The following is an 18,784-nucleotide window of genomic DNA, read 5'->3' on the forward strand; positions in this document are numbered from 1 at the left end:
GGGCCCGACACCGTACGGTGTCGGGCCCGGGCCGCCCGGCGTGTCAGCGGCCTCAGGCGGCCGGCTTCCTCGCCGCCACCGCGGCCAGCAGCCGGTCGCGTGACTCCTCGACCAGGCGGCGGGCCCGGCCGACGTCCGCGAGAAGCCTGCCGTCGCGCTTGTGGACCACTCCGTCGACGATGACCGTCTCCACGTTGGAGACGTCCGCGCCGAGGGTCACGGCGGCCACCGCGTCGTGCACCGGCGCCATGTTGAGCGCGGTGGCGTCGAGGGCGACGATGTCGGCCCTCTTGCCGGGGGTCAGGGAGCCGGTACGGTCCTCCACGCCGGCCACGTGGGCGCCGTTGAGCGTGGCCATCTCCAGCATCTGACGTGCCGTCAACATCGTCTTCGGAACGGGCAGGTTGGAGTGCCAGCAGTCGGCGTTGACCCGGCCCCGTTCGGCGCCGAAGGCGGCCCGGATCTGGGTGAACATGTCGCCGGGCACGGTGGTGACGACGTCGATGCTCAGGGACGGCCGCAGCCCGTGCTCCATGGCCTGCATGACGGGCGGCCAGCCGTGCCCCATCTGGGTCTCCACCTGGGCGGCGACGGACACCGTGCCACCGCTGTCGGCCACCATCCGCCACTCCTCCTCGCTGAGGTGGCAGCAGTGGACGTAGGTGGTGTCGGGGCCGAGCAGACCCAGTCCGTGGAGCTGCCTGACCATGCCGAAGCGGCCGGCGAGGCGGCCCATGGCGACGTGCACGGTGATCGGGAGGTCCAGCTCGCGGGCGAGACCCCACTCCCGGGTGACGACGTCGTCGGTGCAGAAGCCGGGACCGCGGGTGGCCAGGCCCATCGTCAGCAGGCCGCCGCCGGAGGCGAAGTACCGGTCGCGGACCCGCCGTACGTCGTCGCCGGGTACCGCGATCGCGCTGTCGAACCAGTAGTCGGCGAGCGAGGTGTTCGCGCTGCCGTACGCGTACTGGGCGCGGATGCCGGTCTCCGTCAGCGCCTGGATCGCGGCGTCCGGATGCTCGGGCGTGTTGTTGATGTGCGACCAGTCCACGAGGGTGGTGATGCCCGCGTTGAGGCACTCCAGGGTGCCGGCCAGGTTGCCGGCGTACACGTCCTCGGGGGTGTAGACGGGCGCGAAGGTGTCGAGGACGTCGACGAAGTAGTCGTCGAGGGTGGCGTCGGGGGCGCAGCCGCGGATCGGCGCCTCCCAGGTGTGGCGGTGGGTGTCGACGAAGCCGGGGATCACGATACGGCCGGTCATGTCGAGCACCTCGGCGTCCACGTCCGCGTCGATCTCGCGCCGGACCGCCGTGATCGTGCCGTCCTCGACGAGGACGTCGCCCCGGGGCAGGTCGCCGATGTCCGGATCCATCGAGACGACATGGCCCGCGCGCAGGAGCATCCGTTCGGTCATCGCCGTTCCTCCCAGAGGTGGGTCCGCTTGCAAACTGACGGTACGTCAGTATGCGGCGGGTTCGCCGACCCTTCGCGTGACCCGGCCGACGGCGGGGACGGCCGGTACGGGAGCTTCCCGACAGGCGCGCGCTCCCCCCGCGCCCGTACGGCGGGGGTGCGGTCGACGGGTCAGGCCAGAGGGTCCAGGCCCAGGTGGTCGCGGAGGGTCGAGCCCTCGTAGTCCGTGCGGAGGACGCCCCGTTCCTGGAGCAGGGGGACGGCCTTGTCGGCGAAGGGGTCCAGGCCGGTCGGGGTGGTGTGGGGGACGAGGACGAAGCCGTCGGCGGCGCCGGACTGGACGCAGTCGTCGATGGTGCGGGCGACCGTCTCCGGCGAGCCGACGAAGTTCTGGCGGTTGCCGGTCTCGATGACCAGGTCCCGGATGGACCAGTTGTGGGCGGCGGCCGGCTCCCGCCACGCGCGGGCGGTGGCGAGCGGGGCGCGGTACATGCGCACCTGGGCACGGCCCTGGGAGATGTGGCTGTCGCCGACGTCCGGGTCGATGTCGGGGAGCGGGCCGTCCGGGTCGCAGGAGGACAGGTCGCGGTTCCAGACGAACTCCAGGTGCTTGAGGGCGGTGGCGCCGCTGACCTGGAGCCGGCGTACCTCCCTGGCGAGTTCCGCGGCCTCGGCGTCGGTGTCGCCGAGGACGAAGCCCGCGGCGGGCAGGATCAGCAGGACCACCCCAGGGCCTTCCGGTACGAGGTCGGGTTGGCGCGGGGGGCGCCGTGCTCGGCGACGGTCACCGCCCAGGAGCCGAGGAGCATCACCACCGCGAGCACGACGGTGGCACCGCCCGCCGCCCGCGGATGCAGGGGGCGGCCCCCCTCCCGGCCGAGCAGCAGTTCCACGGCCCTCGTGAGGAACCCGGGCAGCACGCTCATCCCACCTTCTTGCCGGGGGGCGCCTTCGGATCCTCCCGGCGGGCGTGCGGGGCGTGCCGGTCCAGCTCGTAGGCCACCCGGATCAGCGGGACATGAGTGAACGCCTGCGGGAAGTTGCCCAGTTGGCGGCCGGCCCGGGGGTCGTACTCCTCGGCGAGCAGCCCGACGTCGTTGCGCAGGCCCAGGAGCCGCTCGTACAGGGCGCGGGCCTCGTCCCCGCGGCCGATCAGCCGCAGGGCGTCCGCGAGCCAGAAGGAACAGGCCAGGAAGGCGCCCTCCCCGCCGCTGAGGCCGTCCGGCGAGCCGGCGGCGCCCGCGGAGTAGCGTGCCACCAGCCCGTCCCTGAGCAGTTCGCGCTGGACGGCCTCGATGGTGCCGATCACCCGGGGGTCGTCCGGCGGCAGGAACCCGGTCTGCGGGATCTGCAGCAGCGCGGCGTCGAGTTCGCGGGAACCGTACGACTGGGTGAAGGTGCCCCGTACCGGGTCGAAGGCCTGCTCGCAGACCTCGCGGTGGATACGGTCCCGGACCGCCCGCCACCTCTCCACCGGCCCGGGCCGGGAGTGCGCCTCGGCCAGCCGGACCGCCCGGTCGAAGGCGACCCAGCACATCACCTTGGAGTGCGTGTAGTGGCGGGGAGCACCGCGCATCTCCCACAGCCCCTGGTCGGGCTCGGACCACGCCTGCTCCAGGTGTTCCAGGAACACGGCCTGGAGGGAGACCAGGTGCTGGCGCGGGCGCAGTCCGCAGCCGATGGCCAGATGGATGGCCTCCATCACCTCGCCGGGCACGTCGAGCTGCCGCTGCCCGGCGGCCGCGTTGCCGATCCGCACGGGGCGCGAGCCCTCGTACCCCGGCAGCCAGTCGGCCTCCCATTCGGTGAGCCGCCTCTCCCCCGCGATGCCGTACATGATCTGCACGTCCTCGGGCCGCCCGGCCACCGCCCGCTCCAGCCAGGCCCGCCAGGCGTCCGCCTCCGCCTTGAAACCGCTGCGCAGCAACGCCTCCAGGGTCATCCCCGCGTCCCGCAGCCAGCAGAAGCGGTAGTCCCAGTTCCGCACACCGCCGATCTCCTCGGGCAGGGAGGTGGTCGGGGCGGCGACGATGCCGCCGGTCGGCTGGTACGTCAGGGCCTTGAGGGTGATCAGGGAGCGGGCGACGGCGTCACGGTACGGCCCGTCGTACGTCAGCCTGCGCAGCCAGCGGCGCCAGTACGCCTCCGTGCTGCGCAGTGCCTCGAACGCGTCCACCTCCCTGGGCGCGGGCAGATGGGAGGGGTGCCAGGTCAGCACGAAGGGGATCTTCTCGCCCACCGCGACCGGGAAGACGGCGGTGTGGGCGGTGCCGTGGGCCACCGGCCGGACGGGCGTGCGCAGCCACACCGACTCGGGCCCCGCGGTCCCCGTCAGATGCCCGTCGCGACGGCGCATCCAGGGCACGACCCCGCCGTAGTCGAACCGGAGCCGCAGGTCCATGCGCATGTCGACGGTCCCGGAGAGACCCTCGACGATGCGGACGACGCTGGGGGCGCCGGTCTTGCGACACGGCATGAAGTCGGTCACCAGGACTCGGCCACCGGCCGTCTCCCACTCCGTCTCCAGGACGAGCGTGTCGTCCTGGTAGCGGCGGTGGGCCTGGGCCCCGCTCTCCTCCGCCGGCGCGATGCGCCAGCGGCCGTTGTCCTCGTCGCCGAGGAGGGCGGCGAAGCACGCGGGTGAGTCGAAGCGCGGGAGACAGAGCCAGTCGACGCTGCCGTCCCTGCCGACGAGGGCGGCGGAGAGGAGGTCGCCGATGAGGGCGTAGTCCTCGATACGGCTGGGCCCGGTGCGGGGGTCGACGCGGGGGCCGGGGGCGGGGTCTGGCATGGGGTCAGTGTCGGGGGGCCACGGGTTCGGGGCATGCGGGGCGGGGCGCGCGAGGTGCCGCCCGGCGGTCTCGTCGTCGAGGCGGCCGGGCAACGGCTGCGACGCACCCGTGCGGGGGAGGACTGTCCGGGAGCCGTTCCGGTACTCGGCCGGACGGGTGACCGCCGGTGGTGTCCGGGAGAGTCGGTGCGCGCGGTTCTTCATCTTCCGGACGGCCGACGGCCACACCATGGCAGGGACCGCTCCGCGGCGCGGTCCGAAGCTGCTGGGCGCACGCCCGTCCCCGCGCGTCCCCGCGCGGGGACGACGGCCCGGTGCACGGCTCACGGAAAGGACCGGCTCGTGAACGACCCGGAGACTCCCCCGGCTATTCCCCCGGCCGAGCGGATCCGCACCCTGGCGGGCATCCTCTCCGGCAGGCTCACGGTGCGGGACGCCGCACGCCGCCACGGCCTCCCGGTGCGGGTCGTCGAGCGGTGGCTGCGGGAGATCCCGGTGGCCGTGCCGGAGGACCGCACGGCCCGGGCCGTCGACGACGGACCCACCCCCACCCCTGCCCCTGCCCCTGCCCCTGCCCCTGCCCCTGCCCCTGCCCGGACGGACTCGCACCCGCGGCCGCATCCGCTCCCCCGCTGCCGGATCGTCGTGGACGCGATGGTGCAGGGGCTCGGACTCTGACCCTCCCCTGCTCCGACCGCCCGGGCGGGCACACGCGGTGGTCGCGGTCTTCCTGACCGAGTGCGCCATGTGACATAGTACTGATGTGACCGAGCGACTGACCTGCGACGTCGTGGTTGTCGGAGCGGGAATGGTGGGCGCCGCCTGCGCCCTGTACGCGGCCCGAGCGGGCCTGGACGTCGTCGTGGTGGACCGCGGCCCGGTGGCCGGCGGCACGACCGGCGCCGGTGAGGGCAACATCCTGGTCTCCGACAAGGAGCCCGGCCCTGAACTCGACCTCGCCCTGCTGTCCAACCGTCTGTGGGCGGACCTGGCAGCCGAGCCGGGTCTGGGAACGGTGTTCGAGTACGAGGCCAAGGGCGGACTCGTCGTCGCCTCCGCGCCGGCGGGACTCGCCGCGCTGGAGCGGTTCGCCGCCGGGCAGCGCGCCGCGGGGGTGGAGGCGGTGCCCGTTCCCGCGGACCGGCTGTCCGAGCTGGAGCCGTACCTGGCGCCCGGTCTCGCGGGCGGTGTGCACTATCCGCAGGACGCCCAGGTCATGCCCACCCTGGCCGCCGCCCGTCTGCTGCGGTCCTCCGGCGCCCGGCTGCTCACCGGCCGGACCGTCACCGAGGTGCTGCGCTCGCCGGACGGTGCCGTGCGGGGCGTGCGGACCGACCGGGGCGACCTGCACGCCCCGGCGGTCGTCAACGCGGCCGGGACCTGGGGCGGAGAACTGGCCGCGCTCGCCGGGGTCACCCTCCCCGTGCTGCCGCGGCGTGGTTTCGTGATCGTCACCGAACCGCTGCCGCCGATGGTGCGGCACAAGGTGTACGCCGCCGACTACGTGGCCGACGTGGCCAGCGACTCGGCGGCCCTGCAGACCTCCCCGGTCGTCGAGGGCACGGCCGCCGGGCCCGTGCTGATCGGTGCGAGCCGCGAACGGGTCGGCTTCGACCGGTCGTTCTCCCTGCCCGCCGTCCGCGCGCTCGCGGCGGGCGCGACCCGGCTGTTCCCGTTCCTGGAAGGGGTGCGCGCGATGCGGACGTACATGGGCTTCCGGCCCTACATGCCGGACCATCTGCCCGCGATCGGCCCGGACCCCCGGGCCCCGGGCCTGTTCCACGCGTGCGGCCACGAGGGCGCCGGGATCGGGCTCGCCACCGGGACCGGCCGGCTGATCGCCCAGGTGCTCGGCGGCGGACCGCCCGAGCTGGACCTCACACCGTTCCGCCCGGACCGGTTCGACGCGTACGTGGGGGAGGCGGCGTGAACCCGCTGGAACTGGCGCGGGCCGCACCCGGCCCCGCCTTCACCGTCACGCTCGACGGCCGGCCCCTGGAGGTGCTGCCCGGCCAGACGGTCGGCGCGGCGCTCTGGGCCGCCGGGATCACGTCCTGGCGCACCACCCGGGGCACGGGCCGGCCCCGGGGCGTCTTCTGCGGCATCGGCGTGTGCTTCGACTGCCTGGTCACCGTGAACGGCCGCCCCAACCAACGGGCCTGTCTGGTCCCGGTCCGCCCGGGCGACACGATCAGCACCCAGGAGGGGACGGGCCATGAGCTCTGACCCGGCACCGCCCCGCCTGGCGATCGTCGGCGCCGGCCCCGCGGGGCTCGCCGCGGCCCTGGCGGCGGCCCGAGCGGGCGTACGGGTGACGGTGGTCGACGCCGCCGAGGCACCCGGCGGCCAGTTCTACCGGCAGCCCGCTGCCGGGCTCGGCGCCCGCCGTCCGCAGGCCCTGCACCACCAGTGGCGCACCTGGCGACGGCTGCGCGAGGGCCTCGACCGGCAGGTCGCCGCCGGGCGCGTCACCCCTCTCCCGGACCACCACGTGTGGTGCGTGGAGCGGCACCCCGAGGGCACCCGGCGCTTCACCGTCCACGCCCTGCTCGGCCCCGCCCAGGAGCGGCCCGTCGAGGTGCGGGCGGACGCCGTCCTCCTGGCGACCGGGGGCTACGAGAAGGTGCTGCCCTTCCCCGGCTGGACGCTGCCCGGCGTCGTCACCGCCGGCGGCGCGCAGGCCATGCTGAAGGGCTCTCTCGTGGTCTCGGGCCGCACGGCGGTCGTCGCCGGGACCGGGCCGCTGCTGCTGCCGGTGGCCACCGGCCTCGCGGCGGCGGGCGTCACGGTGGCCGCGCTGGTGGAGTCGGCGGACCCGAGGGCCCTCGCACGGCGGACCGGAGCGCTGGTGGGCCGGGCGGACAAACTCGCCGAAGGAGCCGGGTACGCGGTGGAGTTGCTGCGCCGCCGGGTGCGGACCCTCCTGCGGCACACGGTCGTCGAGGCGCACGGCGGCGACCGGCTGGAGGCGGTGACCGTCTCCGCACTCGACGCCGAGGGGCGGGTCCGGCCCGGCACCGAGCGGCGCGTCCGCTGCGACACCCTGGCCGTCGGGCACGGCATGCTGGCGCACACCGACCTGGCCGGGACGCTCGGCTGCCGCGTCGAGCCCGACGGAACGCGGGTGTGGGCCGACGACGAACAGCGCACCGACGTGCCGGGCGTCTGGGCGGCGGGCGAGACCACCGGGATCGGTGGCGCGGCCCTCTCCCTGGCCGAGGGCCACATCGCGGGAGCGTCGGCCGCCGCCCGTCTCCTGGGCCGGGCGCCGGACCCCGGCGCGTGGGCGGCGGCCGCCAGGTCCCGTGCCAGGCTACGGGCGTTCGCCGAGGTGCTCGACACCGTGTACGTCCCGCCGACGCGCTGGACCGAGCGGGTCACCGACGCCACGGTCGTCTGCCGCTGCGAGGAAGTCACCGCCGGGGCCGTCCGTGAGGCCGTCGGGGAGCTGGGTGCCGGGGACCTGCGAACGGTCAAGCTGCTGACCCGCGCCGGGATGGGCTGGTGCCAGGGCCGGATGTGCGGGCCGGCGGTGGCGGGGATCGCCGGCTGCCCGGGGGCCGCGACCCGGCTGCCGCTCGCGCGCCCGGTCCCGCTGGGCGTGCTGGCACGGGCGGGAGACCCCGGCGAGGAAGACGCCACCCCCTTGACGGAGCCGCGGTGACCGCACCGACGGCCAGTACCCCGCCACACCCCATGGAGAGGGAAACCGCATGACCACCACCGAGAACCGTCCCTGGCGCGGCGTCCTCGTCGCCACCGCGCTCCCCCTGCGCGACGACCTCTCCGTCGACCTCGACGCCTACGCCGCACACTGCGCCTGGCTGGTCGAGAACGGCTGTGACGGCGTCGTGCCGAACGGTTCGCTCGGCGAGTACCAGGTCCTGACGCCCGAGGAGCGGATCAAGGTCGTCGAGACGGCGGTCGCCGCGATCGGCGGCGCACGCGTGATGCCGGGGGTCGCCGCGTACGGCTCCGCCGAGTCCCGGCGCTGGGCCGAGCAGGCGCGGGACGCGGGCTGCGCGTCGGTGATGCTGCTGCCGCCGAACGCGTACCGCGCCGACGAACGGTCGGTGCTGGCGCACTACGCGGAGGTCGCGAAGGCGGGCCTCCCGGTCGTGGCGTACAACAACCCGATCGACACCAAGGTCGACCTCGTCCCCGAACTGCTCGCCAAGCTGCACGGCGAGGGGTGCATCCGGGCCGTCAAGGAGTTCTCCGGTGATGTCCGCCGGGCCTACCAGCTTGCCGAACTGGCCCCGGAACTGGACCTGTTGATCGGCGCGGACGACGTGCTGCTGGAGCTGGCGCTCGCGGGCGCCAAGGGCTGGGTCGCCGGGTACCCGAACGCGCTGCCCGCCGCGTCGGTCGAGCTGTACCACGCGGCGGTGGACGGCGACCTCGCGACGGCCAAGGGGCTGTACGAGCAGCTGCACCCGTTGCTGCGCTGGGACTCGAAGGTCGAGTTCGTGCAGGCCATCAAGTTGTCCATGGACATCGTGGGCCGGCCCGGCGGACGCTGCCGTCCGCCTCGGGTGGAGCTGCTGCCGGAGCAGGAGGCCGTGATCCGGGCTGCCACCGAGAAGGCCGTCGCGGCGGGCCTCGCGTAACCGCGGCGGAAAGGAGGACCGGCCATGCGCAGCAGACTCGTCCTGCACGCCGTCGACTCGCACACCGAGGGCATGCCCACCCGGGTCATCACCGGCGGGATCGGCACGATCCCCGGCGCGACCATGAACGAACGACGGCTGTGGTTCCGTGAACACCGCGACGAAGTCAAGCAGTTGCTGATGAACGAGCCGCGCGGCCACGCGGCGATGAGCGGGGCGATCCTGCAGCCGCCGACCCGCCCGGACTGCGACTACGGCGTCGTCTACATCGAGGTCTCCGGCTATCTGCCGATGTGCGGCCACGGCACCATCGGCGTGGCGACCGTGCTCGTGGAGACCGGCATGGTCGAGGTCGTCGAGCCGGTCACCACCATCCGGCTGGACACCCCGGCGGGGCTCGTCGTGGCCGAGGTGGCGGTGGAGGACGGCGCGGCGAAGGCGGTCACCCTGCGGAACGTGCCGTCGTTCTCCGCCGGCCTCGACCGCGAGATCACGCTCGCCGACGGACGGACGGTGACCTACGACCTCGCGTACGGCGGCAACTTCTACGCCATCCTGCCGCTGGAGCGGTTCGGCCTGCCGTTCGACCGCGACCGCAAGGACGACATCCTGCGGGCCGGGCTCGCCCTGATGGACGCCGTCAACGCCGAGGAGGAGCCCGTCCATCCGGAGGACCCGTCGATCCGCGGTCTCCACCACGTCCACCTGTACGCCCCCGGGGCGACCGCCCGGCACTCGCGCCACGCGATGGCCATCCACCCCGGCTGGTTCGACCGCTCCCCCTGCGGTACGGGCACCAGCGCGCGCATGGCACAGCTGCACGCTCGGGGCGAACTGCCCCTGCACACCGAGTTCGTGAACGAGTCGTTCATCGGCACCCGGTTCACGGGGCGGCTGCTCGGCGAGACCGAGGTGGCCGGTGTCCCGGCCGTGCTGCCCAGCTTCACCGGCCGCGCCTGGGTCACCGGCACGGCCCAGTACCTGCTCGACCCGTCCGACCCGTTCCCCTCCGGATTCGTCCTCTAGGATTCCGGGACTTCAGGACTCCAGGAGAGACCGCATGCCCCCCATGGCCCCGCAGCGCGCCGGCGCCCCGTCCGCCGCCGCTCCCCCGACCCCGGCGCTGCCGGTGCTCGGCGGGAAGAAAAGCAGCTACCGCGAGCGGGTCGCCGACGCGCTGCGGGCCGCGCTGATCGCCGGTGAGCTGCGGCCGGGCGAGGTGTACTCCGCGCCCGCGCTCGCCGCCCGCTTCGGCGTCTCGGCGACGCCGGTGCGCGAGGCCATGCTGGATCTGGCCAAGGAGGGTTTGGTCGACACCGTGCCCAACAAGGGGTTCAGGGTCACCGCCGTCACGGAGCGGCAGCTCGACGAGTACACCCACGTCCGGTCGCTCATCGAGATCCCGACCACCGTCGGCCTGGCCCGGACGGCCGACCCGGTCTCGCTGGAGGCGCTGCGGCCCGCCGCCCGGGAGATCGTCGCCGCCGCGGCCGCCGGGGACCTCATCGCGTACGTCGAGGCCGACACCCGCTTCCACCTCGGTCTGCTCGCCCTCGCGGGCAACGCGCACCTCGTCGAGGTGGTCGGTGACCTGCGTAAACGCGCCCGCCTCTACGGTCTGACCGTGCTCGCCGAGTCCGGCCGTCTGCTCTCCTCGGCTCAGGAGCACCTGGAACTCCTCGACGCCCTCCTCGACCGCGACGAGGCCGCCGTGCACACGGTGATGACCCGCCACCTCGGTCATGTGCGCGGAATGTGGGCCGCCCACGACTGATCGGTCCGGCCACGCATGCGCGGGGACGGACCCGGGCATCAGTGACAGGTGTGATCGGAGCGACGCGCGCACCGACTGACGTTGAAAGTATGATCGGCCAATGTCTGACATGACCGAAACCACGCCGGGCTGGCTGCCGTCCGACGAGCTCGAATCGGCACGCGCCCGGATGCCGATCCTGTACGTCGAGGCCGTGCCCGTGCGCGTCGACGACAGCGGCGAAGTCACCAGTATCGGGCTGCTGCTGCGCATCGGCCCGGACGGGACGGTCAGCCGCAATCTGGTCTCCGGCCGCGTGATGCACCACGAGCGGGTGCGCGACGCGCTCCTGCGGCACCTGGAGAAGGATCTCGGACCCGTCGCGCTGCCGCGCGTCCCGTCCGCGCTGCAGCCCTTCACCGTCGCCGAGTACTTCCCGACGCAGGGCATCACACCGTTCCACGACCCGCGTCAGCACGCGGTCTCCCTCGCCTACATCGTCCCGGTGTCCGGCGACTGCCGGCCCCGGCAGGACGCCCTGGACCTGGTGTGGTTCAGCCCCCAGGAGGCGGCGTCGCCGTCCGTGCAGAACGAGATGCCCGGTGGCCAGGGCGTCCTGTTGAAGCAGGCCCTGGCCCACGTGGGCTGTCTTTCCTAGCCGCGCCGGGCGGTCAGGCCCTGGCTCCGAGGTACGCGTGGTGCGGGTTCCCGCTCAGCATCCGCGCGGCGGGGGCCGCCAGCCCGGCCGCCTTGTCGCGGGCGACGGCGGCCCGGCCCGCTTCGCCGAGGGCGTCGGCGAGCCGGGCCCGGCCGAGCCAGTTGTAGGGGCTGTGGGGGCTCAAGCCCGTGCGTTCGCCGAGCAGCAGTCGCGCCAGGTCGTCCCGGCGGGCACGCAGGGCCGCCTCCAGGAGGGTCCGCTGGACCGCGTCCCGTTGGGCGTGGCTGCCTCCGAACGTGTGCAGTCGGCGGCGGACGGGCCAGAGCAGTTCCACCACCGCCGGGTAGTCTGCGCGGGCGTACGCCACCAGCGCCCGGCACACGGGCAGGCCGATGCGGTCGGTCATCACGCGGTTGGTGGGGGCACGCCCGCCGTCGTGCGGCTCCCGCAGCCAGCGGGCCCGGTCGGCGACGAACGCGTCCGCCGTGTCCAGCCGCCCCGCTCCCACGAAGGCCATGACGGCGTGCACGTCGTTGAAGGCGTAGAACGGCGGGTCCTCGCGGGCGGCCCACGCGTCGGCCAGCGCCCGCCAACGGGCTTCCTGCTCCGAGCCGTCCAGGAACAGCCGCCACAACAGCGAGGCGGCGTCGAGGAGTTCCATGACGAACCCGGTCGAGTTCTCGTGGTGCAGCACGGCGTCGTAGATCCGCAGGGCCGTCGCCGTGTCGCCCGCCTCCAGCGCGTACAGGGCGTAGTGCCACCAGCTGTGCACCGTCAGCAGGCTGCCGCTCGCCCAGTGGTCGAGACGGGCGTCGAGGAAACCGATCCCCTCGGCGAACCTCCCCTGCATCTCGTGCACGTGGGCGACGGCGTGGACGGCCCAGATGTCGTGGGCGTTCTGTTCGACGGCGGCCAGACCCGTCTCCTGGGCGCGGGCGTAGTGCCCCGACTCCTCCAGGCCGAACGCGTACATGCCCAGCAGCGGCCCGCGGTGGGGGTCCTGCTCGTCCCACGCGGGCAGGGCCCCGCCGATCCGGTCCCGCAGGCGGGTGGCGTCGCCGGTGAAGAAGTCGAGCTGGTGTCCCACCGCCAGGGCGAGCGGATCACGGGGGCACTCCACGGCCAGATCCTCCAGGATCTGCGAGGCCCCCAGCAGATCACCCCCGAGCCAGGCCTGCGCCGCCGCCATGTGCATGCGCTCCCGCGGGGGCAGGGAGGTGCGGTCCAGCCCGGCGCCGAAGTCCGCGAACCGGCCGCGGGCCCGGGCGGCGTCACCGGGCTCGGTCCCCAGCACCCCGAGATAGGCGGCGAACGCCTGGGCGAGCGGCGAGGCAGGGCAGGCGGCCACCGCGGCCTTGACGGCGTCCGGGAACTCGGGCCGGAAGAACAGCAGCCCCTCCACGGCCCGGTCCAGGTGCTCGGCCCCCTCGGCGGTGCACTCGTGCAGGCGGTTGCCGTACCGGTCGGTCACCATGGCAGTTCATCTCCGGCGCGTGTCGGGTGTCGTCGGCGCGCGGTCCTCGACCCGTGACGGCACGGATCACCCCGCGCCCCCATCCAAGCGACCGGCACTCCCCGCAGTCCACCGAGCACCCCCGACACCTCCCGAGTCACTCCCGTGCGCCCGCCGCCGGGCCCGGACCCGCCCGTGGCCCACCAGGGGTGTGGTGGGCCACGGAACGGAGTCGCGGTGCGGCGCAGGGAGGACTCGGCGTTGTTCGTGTCGTCGCCCCGGAACGTGCCGAGCACTCCGCCTCGATCCGGCCCGCGATCCGGCCCGCGATCGGGTCCTGACTGGGAGCCACGACGGCTCCGACACCCTCGGTGACATCGGCGGCACACGAGAAAGGGCCGCTCCGGATTGCTCCGAAACGGCCCTGATCTGCGACTCCTTCGAGTCGGGACGACAGGATTTGAACCTGCGACCCCTTGACCCCCAGTCAAGTGCGCTACCAAGCTGCGCCACGTCCCGTTGCCCGTCTGACCTGGGGTTTCCCCCGGCTGAACGCGCACGCAAACAATACCGCACTCGGCCCGGTGGTCGCGCACCCGTTTTGTCACGGCGCGACGGTCGGTGACGCCGGACCCGTGGCGGCCCAGGCCCGGGTGTCGCCGGCGCCGGGCCTTCGGGGATCGCCGGGCCGTGTCAGTCGGCCGCCGGGAGGCCCAACTCGGGGTGGGCGTCGAGCAGTCCCGCCGGTGCCGCCTGGCGCCAGGAGTCGGCGAGGATGTCGCGCAGCTCCGGCTCGTCCTCCAGGGCGGAGAGCCGCACCCTCACCCATGCGAAGCCCGCCTCGTGGTCGGCGATCCAGAACTTGCCGGGCTCGGCGAGAACCAGTTCGTCCCGCTCCTCCTTAGGGCAGCGCACGGCCATGGACGTCTCGTCCTCCGGCAGCGTCGCGAACATCTTCCCCGCCACCCGGAAGGTGGGCATGCTCCAGGCGACCTTCTCCGTGGTGTCGGGCAGGGAGAGGGCGGTACGGCGTACGTCTTCGGCATCCGGCATGAGACGCACCGTAGCGGTCACCACTGACACTCACCCGGCGGGATCCGCTGCCCCGTCTCTCGCACGGCCGCGGTTCCCGGTGCCCGCGTCCGGACGGCCTCCCCCTGGACGGGTACGTGCCTCACCGCGCCGCCTCCCCCAGCGCCTCCAGCACCGGCCGGATCAGCGGATGGCCCTCCGCGCCACGGCGTACGGCGGCGAAGACACGGCGCGTGGGGGCCACCCCGTCGACCGGGCGGACGACCACGCCCGTGAGGTCCGTGCCGCGCAGCGCCGAGCGGGGCACGAGGGCGACGCCCGCGTCGGCGGAGGCGAGGGCGACGACGGCACGGAAGTCGTCGGAGGAGTGTTCGAGGCGGGGCTGGAAGCCGGCGTTCTCGCAGGCCAGCACGACGACGTCATGGCAGGGGTTGCCGGGGTAGGGGCCGATCCAGGGATCCTTGGCCAGTTCGGCGAGCGGCACCTCGGCGGTGTCGGCGAGGCGGTGGCCGACCGGCACGACCGCGTCGAAGGGCTCGGCGTACAGCGGGACGTGGGTGAGGCGGGGGTCGTCGGCGGCCGGGGCGCCCCGGTACTCGACGGCGACGGCGATGTCGACCTGCCGGTCCAGGACCATCGGCAGGCTCGCGTCGCCCTCGGCGTCCTGGACGCGCAGCCGGATGCCGGGTGCGGACAGCGCGAGGCGGGCCAGCGCGGGGGCCACGACCTGGGCGATCCCGGTGGCGAACGCGGCGACCGTGACGGTGCCGGCCGCGCCCGAGCTGTACGCGGCCAGCTCAGCCGCCGCCTGTTCCAGCTGGGCCAGGACCGCGTGGGTGTGGCCGAGCAGGATCTCGCCGGCCGGGGTGAGCCGCACACCCTTCGCGCCGCGCTCGACCAGGCGGTGGCCCGTCTCCTGTTCCAGGGCCGTCAGCTGCTGGGAGACGGCGGACGGGGTGAGATACAGCGCGGCGGCAGCCGCCGTCACCGTGCGGTGGTCGGCCACCGCACGAAGGATGTGGAGCCGCCGCGCTTCGATCATGAGACCGATTCTCTCAAATGCGCGCTTTCCCCCTGAACCGGTCCGCCCCGACCACCGTCCCGGGGCGCCGGCTCAGGCCTCCAGCTCGGCCCGCGCCGCCACGAACGCGTCGACCGCGCGGTCGACGTCCGCCGTCGAGTGCGCGGCGGAGAGCTGAACACGGATCCGGGCCTGCCCCTGCGGGACGACCGGGTAGGAGAAGCCGATCACGTAGACGCCGCGCTCCAGGAGCAGCTCGGCCAGCCGGGCCGCCTTCGAGGCGTCCCCGATCATGACCGGGGCGATGGGGTGGTCGCCGGGAAGGATGTCGAAGCCCTCGGTGGTCATCCGGCTCCGGAACAGCGCGGTGTTCTCCGCGAGGCGGACGCGCAGCTCGTCGGCCGACTCCAGCAGGTCGAGGACCTTCAGGGAGGCCGCCGCGATCACCGGGGCGAGCGTGTTCGAGAAGAGGTACGGGCGGGAGCGCTGGCGCAGCAGGGCGACGATCTCGGCGCGGGCGGCGACGTAGCCGCCGGAGGCGCCGCCGAGGGCCTTGCCGAGGGTGCCGGTGATGATGTCGACGCGGTCCATGACGCCGTGCAGTTCGGGGGTGCCGCGGCCGCCGGGGCCGGTGAAGCCGACGGCGTGCGAGTCGTCGACCATGACCATGGCGTCGTGGCGGTCGGCGAGGTCGCAGATCTCGCGGAGCGGGGCCACATAGCCGTCCATGGAGAACACGCCGTCGGTGACGATCAGCTTCCGGCGGGCCCCGCCCTCGGCGGCCTCCTTCAACTGCCGTTCCAGGTCGGCGAGATCACGGTTGGCGTAGCGGAAGCGGCGGGCCTTGGACAGCCGGATGCCGTCGATGATCGAGGCGTGGTTGAGGGCGTCGGAGATCACCGCGTCCTCGGGGCCGAGCAGGGTCTCGAAGACTCCGCCGTTGGCGTCGAAGCAGGAGGAGTAGAGGATCGTGTCCTCCTGGCCGAGGAAGGCCGACAGCCGCGCCTCCAGCTCCTTGTGCACCTCCTGGGTGCCGCAGATGAAGCGGACGGAGGCCATGCCGTAGCCCCAGCGGTCGAGGGCCTCGTGGGCGGCGGCGATCACCTCGGGGTGGTCGGCGAGACCGAGGTAGTTGTTCGCGCAGAAGTTGAGCACCTCGCCGGGCCGGCCGCCGGCGGTGACGGCGACGGTCGCGGACTGCGGGGTGCCGATGACCCGCTCGGGCTTGTGCAGGCCGGCGGCGCGGATCTCGTCGAGGGTGGCGCGCAGGTCGTCGCGCACGGAGTCGAACATCGGGAAAACTCCTAGAGGAGGCGGATGACTTACGCGGTCCAGTCGAGGATGACCTTGCCGCCCCGGCCGCTCGCCGCGTCGGCGAAGGCCGCCTCGAAGTCGCGGTGGCCGTAGCGGCCGGTGATCACGGGAGCGAGGTCGAGGCCGCCCTCCAGGAGGACCGACATCGCGTACCAGGTCTCGAACATCTCCCGGCCGTAGATGCCCTTGATCGTGATCATCGAGGTGACGATCCGGGCCCAGTCGACCGCGAACTCCTCGGTCGGCAGGCCCAGCACGGCGATCTTTCCGCCGTGCGTCATGTTGGCGATCATGTCGCGCATGGCCTCGGGGCGTCCGGACATCTCCAGCCCGACGTCGAAGCCCTCGCGCAGCCCCAGCTCCCGCTGTCCGTCGGCGATCCGGGCCTCGGACACGTTCAGCGCCAGGCTGACGCCCATCTTGCGGGCCAGTTCCAGACGTTCCTCGCTGACGTCGGTGATCACGACGTTCCGGGCGCCCGCGTGGCGGGCCACCGCCGCCGCCATCAGGCCGATGGGCCCGGCGCCGGTGATCAGGACGTCCTCGCCGACCAGCGGGAAGGACAGCGCGGTGTGCACGGCGTTGCCGAACGGGTCGAAGACGGCCGCGACGTCCAGGTCGACGGGGACGCGGTGCACCCAGACGTTGCCCGCGGGCAGCGCCACGTACTCGGCGAAGGCGCCGTCGCGGCCCACCCCGAGGCCGACGGTGGCGCGGCACAGGTGACGGCGGCCGGCGAGACAGTTCCGGCACTTGCCGCACACCAGGTGGCCCTCGCCGCTGACCCGGTCGCCGACCTGGACCTCGGTGACGGCACGGCCGGTGTCCACGACCTCGCCGACGAACTCGTGGCCGGCCACGAGCGGTGTGCGGATGGTCTGCCGGGCCCAGCCGTCCCAGGCCCGGATGTGCAGGTCGGTGCCGCAGATACCGGTCCGCAGGACCTTGATCAGTACGTCGCCGGGGCCGATCTCGGGCTCGGGGACGTCGACGAGCCACAGACCGGGCTCCGCCTTCTCCTTGACCAGCGCCTTCACGCCACGGCTCCTGGGGGTGCGCCCCCGGCGCCGGCCATGACGAGCAGGCCCGTACCGGGGAGAGGGGTGGGATCGCCGATCAATCTGCCGTACCCCGGTGTCCCGGGTCCATCGAGGTTTTCTTAACCACCGCCGCAGCTTTCCTTCACACCCCGCCGGGCCACGTCATCCGCCATGAAGTGCCGTCCGCCTCCCCGGTCACGGATAGGCCTCCCGTTCCTCGATCCGGCCGGCCAGTTCCGCGGCCATCGACTTGATGGTCTCCAGTCCGGCCCTTCCCCACGGCCGCGGCTGGACGTCGAGGACGCACACCGTGCCGAGGGCGATGCCCGAGCGGTCGAGCAGCGGGGCGCCGAGGTAGGAGCGGATGCCGTGGTCGTCGACGACGGGGTTTCCGGCGAACCTCGGGTACTCCGCCACGTCCTCGAGGACGAGCCCTTTGCGGCGGACCACCACATGGGGGCAGAAGCCGTGGTCACGGGCCGGGCGCCGGTCCACCCCGAACACGGAGGTGCCCGCCGTGGGCCGCGCCGACACATGCAGGCCGGCGAAGAACTGCCGGTCCTCGTCGATGAAGTTGACCATCGCGTAGGGCACCGCGGCGACCTCGGCGAGCCGGTCCGCGAAGGCGTCGAAGGCCGGTTCGGCGCGCGCGCCGAGCCCCAGGTCCCGCAGCCGCCGCACGCGCTCGGGGGCGTCGGGGTCCTCCGGGGTGAGCAGCAGCCGGCCGACCGGACGCGGCGGGTCGTACGTCACGTGTGGGCTCCGTGGCTCGGGAGCTGCGTCGGCGTGTGGGCGAGGAGGTGCCGGACGAGGGTGAGCAGGGTCTGGACGCCCGAGCTGGAGATGCGCGCGTCGCAGCAGACGACGGGGATCTCCGGGTCGAGGTCGAGGGCGGCGCGCACCTCCTCGGCGTCGTAGCGGTACGAGCCGTCGAACTCGTTGATGGCGACGATGAAGCCGAGGCCGCGCTGCTCGAAGAAGTCGACGGCGGCGAAGCAGTCCTCCAGGCGGCGGGTGTCGGCGAGGATGACCGCGCCGAGGGCGCCCTCGGAGAGCTCGTCCCACATGAACCAGAACCGCTGCTGACCGGGAGTGCCGAAGAGATAGAGCACATGCCGCGGATCGAGGGTGATGCGGCCGAAGTCCATCGCGACGGTCGTCTCGACCTTGTTCTCGATGCCGTCGAGATTGTCGGTGGCGGCGCTCACCGTGGTGAGCAGTTCCTCCGTGCTCAGCGGCGCGATCTCGCTCACCGCGCCGACGAAGGTCGTCTTGCCGACCCCGAACCCTCCCGCCACCAAGATCTTCAGTGCGGTGGGAAAGGGGTCAGAGCTGTCGTCGTAGTCCATCGAGCACTGCCTCCAGAAGAGACCGGTCTGTCGGGTTGTGGTGGAAAACCGGGGGCTTGGTGGTGAGGGCCCCGCAGTCGACGAGGTCGGACAGCAGCACCTTGGTGACCGCCGCCGGCAGCTTGAGGTGAGCGGCGACCTCGGCGACCGAGACGGGTGCCCGGCACAGATCGAGTGCGGTCGCGTGCTCGGGGCCCAGATAGCCGAGGGGGGTCGCCCCGGTGGCCATCACCTGGGAGAGGAGATCGAGCGCGGTGGTCGGCCGGGTCCGGCCGTTGATGACGGTGAAGGGGCGTACCAGACGCCCGGCGGCGTCGTCGTACAGAGGTCCGTCGCCGGACTCGGACACG

18 protein-coding genes, 1 tRNA gene and 2 pseudogenes are annotated in these 18,784 nt (G+C 73.4%); 8 read left to right on the plus strand and 13 right to left on the minus strand.

From position 1 onward, the window contains the following. Positions 1-52 precede the first annotated feature (52 nt). The 4 genes and pseudogenes from ACFU5F_RS26785 to ACFU5F_RS26800 all read right to left on the minus strand — a co-directional run bounded on the left by ACFU5F_RS26785 (position 53) and on the right by ACFU5F_RS26800 (position 4,204). Positions 53-1,414, minus strand: coding sequence for an amidohydrolase family protein (locus ACFU5F_RS26785; RefSeq protein ID WP_383892176.1), 1,362 nt, complete (start codon positions 1,412-1,414; stop codon positions 53-55). 170 nt (positions 1,415-1,584) lie between these two features. Further along, positions 1,585-2,133, minus strand: a pseudogene (locus tag ACFU5F_RS26790) (F420-dependent methylene-tetrahydromethanopterin reductase); the annotation flags it as partial. Continuing rightward, positions 2,133-2,333: pseudogene (locus ACFU5F_RS26795) on the minus strand (voltage-gated potassium channel); the annotation flags it as partial. The pseudogenes ACFU5F_RS26790 and ACFU5F_RS26795, both read right to left, overlap by 1 nt. Before the next feature lie 2 nt (positions 2,334-2,335). Continuing rightward, entirely contained in the window at positions 2,336-4,204 is a 1,869-nt protein-coding gene (locus ACFU5F_RS26800; RefSeq protein WP_383892178.1) for a glycoside hydrolase family 15 protein, read from the minus strand. A 342-nt stretch (positions 4,205-4,546) separates the two neighbouring features. On the opposite strand from ACFU5F_RS26800, the gene ACFU5F_RS26805 reads away from it, so the two are divergent. The 8 genes from ACFU5F_RS26805 (at position 4,547) to ACFU5F_RS26840 (ending at position 11,225) form a co-directional block, all read left to right on the plus strand. Next, positions 4,547-4,882, plus strand: coding sequence for a hypothetical protein (locus tag ACFU5F_RS26805; protein ID WP_383892180.1), 336 nt, complete (start codon positions 4,547-4,549; stop codon positions 4,880-4,882). Between the two features lie 85 nt (positions 4,883-4,967). Further along, entirely contained in the window at positions 4,968-6,134 is a 1,167-nt protein-coding gene (locus ACFU5F_RS26810) for an NAD(P)/FAD-dependent oxidoreductase (RefSeq protein ID WP_383892183.1), read from the plus strand. Then, positions 6,131-6,430 (plus strand): (2Fe-2S)-binding protein, encoded by a 300-nt coding sequence (locus tag ACFU5F_RS26815; RefSeq protein ID WP_383892186.1) that lies wholly within the window; start codon positions 6,131-6,133, stop codon positions 6,428-6,430. Before ACFU5F_RS26810 ends, ACFU5F_RS26815 begins: the two co-directional genes overlap by 4 nt. Beyond that, entirely contained in the window at positions 6,420-7,868 is a 1,449-nt protein-coding gene (locus ACFU5F_RS26820; RefSeq protein WP_383892189.1) for an FAD-dependent oxidoreductase, read from the plus strand. Before ACFU5F_RS26815 ends, ACFU5F_RS26820 begins: the two co-directional genes overlap by 11 nt. A 49-nt stretch (positions 7,869-7,917) precedes the next feature. Next, a complete protein-coding gene (locus ACFU5F_RS26825; RefSeq protein ID WP_383892192.1) occupies positions 7,918-8,814 on the plus strand; it encodes a dihydrodipicolinate synthase family protein in 897 nt (298 codons plus the stop codon). A 24-nt stretch (positions 8,815-8,838) separates the two neighbouring features. After that, the gene (locus tag ACFU5F_RS26830; RefSeq protein WP_383892195.1) at positions 8,839-9,840 is read left to right on the plus strand and encodes a proline racemase family protein; all 1,002 of its coding nucleotides are present in this window, start codon (positions 8,839-8,841) and stop codon (positions 9,838-9,840) included. A 43-nt stretch (positions 9,841-9,883) separates the two neighbouring features. Continuing rightward, positions 9,884-10,588, plus strand: coding sequence for a GntR family transcriptional regulator (locus tag ACFU5F_RS26835; protein WP_383892316.1), 705 nt, complete (start codon positions 9,884-9,886; stop codon positions 10,586-10,588). 109 nt (positions 10,589-10,697) lie between these two features. Continuing rightward, the gene (locus ACFU5F_RS26840; protein ID WP_041668920.1) at positions 10,698-11,225 is read left to right on the plus strand and encodes an NUDIX hydrolase family protein; all 528 of its coding nucleotides are present in this window, start codon (positions 10,698-10,700) and stop codon (positions 11,223-11,225) included. Positions 11,226-11,238: 13 nt separating this feature from the next. On the opposite strand, the gene ACFU5F_RS26845 is transcribed toward ACFU5F_RS26840, so the two are convergent. From ACFU5F_RS26845 to ACFU5F_RS26885, 9 genes are all read right to left on the minus strand, one after another. Beyond that, positions 11,239-12,699 (minus strand): tetratricopeptide repeat protein, encoded by a 1,461-nt coding sequence (locus ACFU5F_RS26845; protein WP_383892198.1) that lies wholly within the window; start codon positions 12,697-12,699, stop codon positions 11,239-11,241. A gap of 424 nt (positions 12,700-13,123) precedes the next feature. Continuing rightward, positions 13,124-13,197 (minus strand) — tRNA-Pro (locus tag ACFU5F_RS26850). 174 nt (positions 13,198-13,371) lie between these two features. Continuing rightward, positions 13,372-13,731, minus strand: coding sequence for an MmcQ/YjbR family DNA-binding protein (locus ACFU5F_RS26855; RefSeq protein ID WP_383892200.1), 360 nt, complete (start codon positions 13,729-13,731; stop codon positions 13,372-13,374). 121 nt (positions 13,732-13,852) lie between these two features. After that, a complete protein-coding gene (locus tag ACFU5F_RS26860; protein ID WP_383892203.1) occupies positions 13,853-14,752 on the minus strand; it encodes a LysR family transcriptional regulator in 900 nt (299 codons plus the stop codon). A 72-nt stretch (positions 14,753-14,824) separates the two neighbouring features. Continuing rightward, on the minus strand, positions 14,825-16,024 hold the full coding sequence (locus ACFU5F_RS26865) for a glycine C-acetyltransferase (protein ID WP_383892206.1): 1,200 nt from the start codon (positions 16,022-16,024) through the stop codon (positions 14,825-14,827). 29 nt (positions 16,025-16,053) lie between these two features. Then, positions 16,054-17,082, minus strand: a complete 1,029-nt coding sequence (gene tdh / locus ACFU5F_RS26870) for an L-threonine 3-dehydrogenase (protein ID WP_383892209.1) — start codon at positions 17,080-17,082, stop codon at positions 16,054-16,056. A gap of 198 nt (positions 17,083-17,280) precedes the next feature. Next, positions 17,281-17,838, minus strand: coding sequence for a GAF domain-containing protein (locus tag ACFU5F_RS26875; RefSeq protein WP_383892212.1), 558 nt, complete (start codon positions 17,836-17,838; stop codon positions 17,281-17,283). Further along, positions 17,835-18,434: an ATP/GTP-binding protein gene (locus ACFU5F_RS26880; RefSeq protein WP_037725418.1), complete on the minus strand. Its 600-nt coding sequence runs from the start codon at positions 18,432-18,434 to the stop codon at positions 17,835-17,837. Before ACFU5F_RS26880 ends, ACFU5F_RS26875 begins: the two co-directional genes overlap by 4 nt. After that, positions 18,412-18,783 carry a DUF742 domain-containing protein gene (locus tag ACFU5F_RS26885; RefSeq protein WP_012999161.1) on the minus strand — a complete coding sequence of 124 codons (372 nt, stop codon included), beginning with the start codon at positions 18,781-18,783 and terminating at the stop codon, positions 18,412-18,414. Before ACFU5F_RS26885 ends, ACFU5F_RS26880 begins: the two co-directional genes overlap by 23 nt. Position 18,784: the final 1 nt, after the last annotated feature.

This window comes from Streptomyces sp. NPDC057438, from assembly GCF_042802995.1.
Taxonomy (GTDB): domain Bacteria; phylum Actinomycetota; class Actinomycetes; order Streptomycetales; family Streptomycetaceae; genus Streptomyces.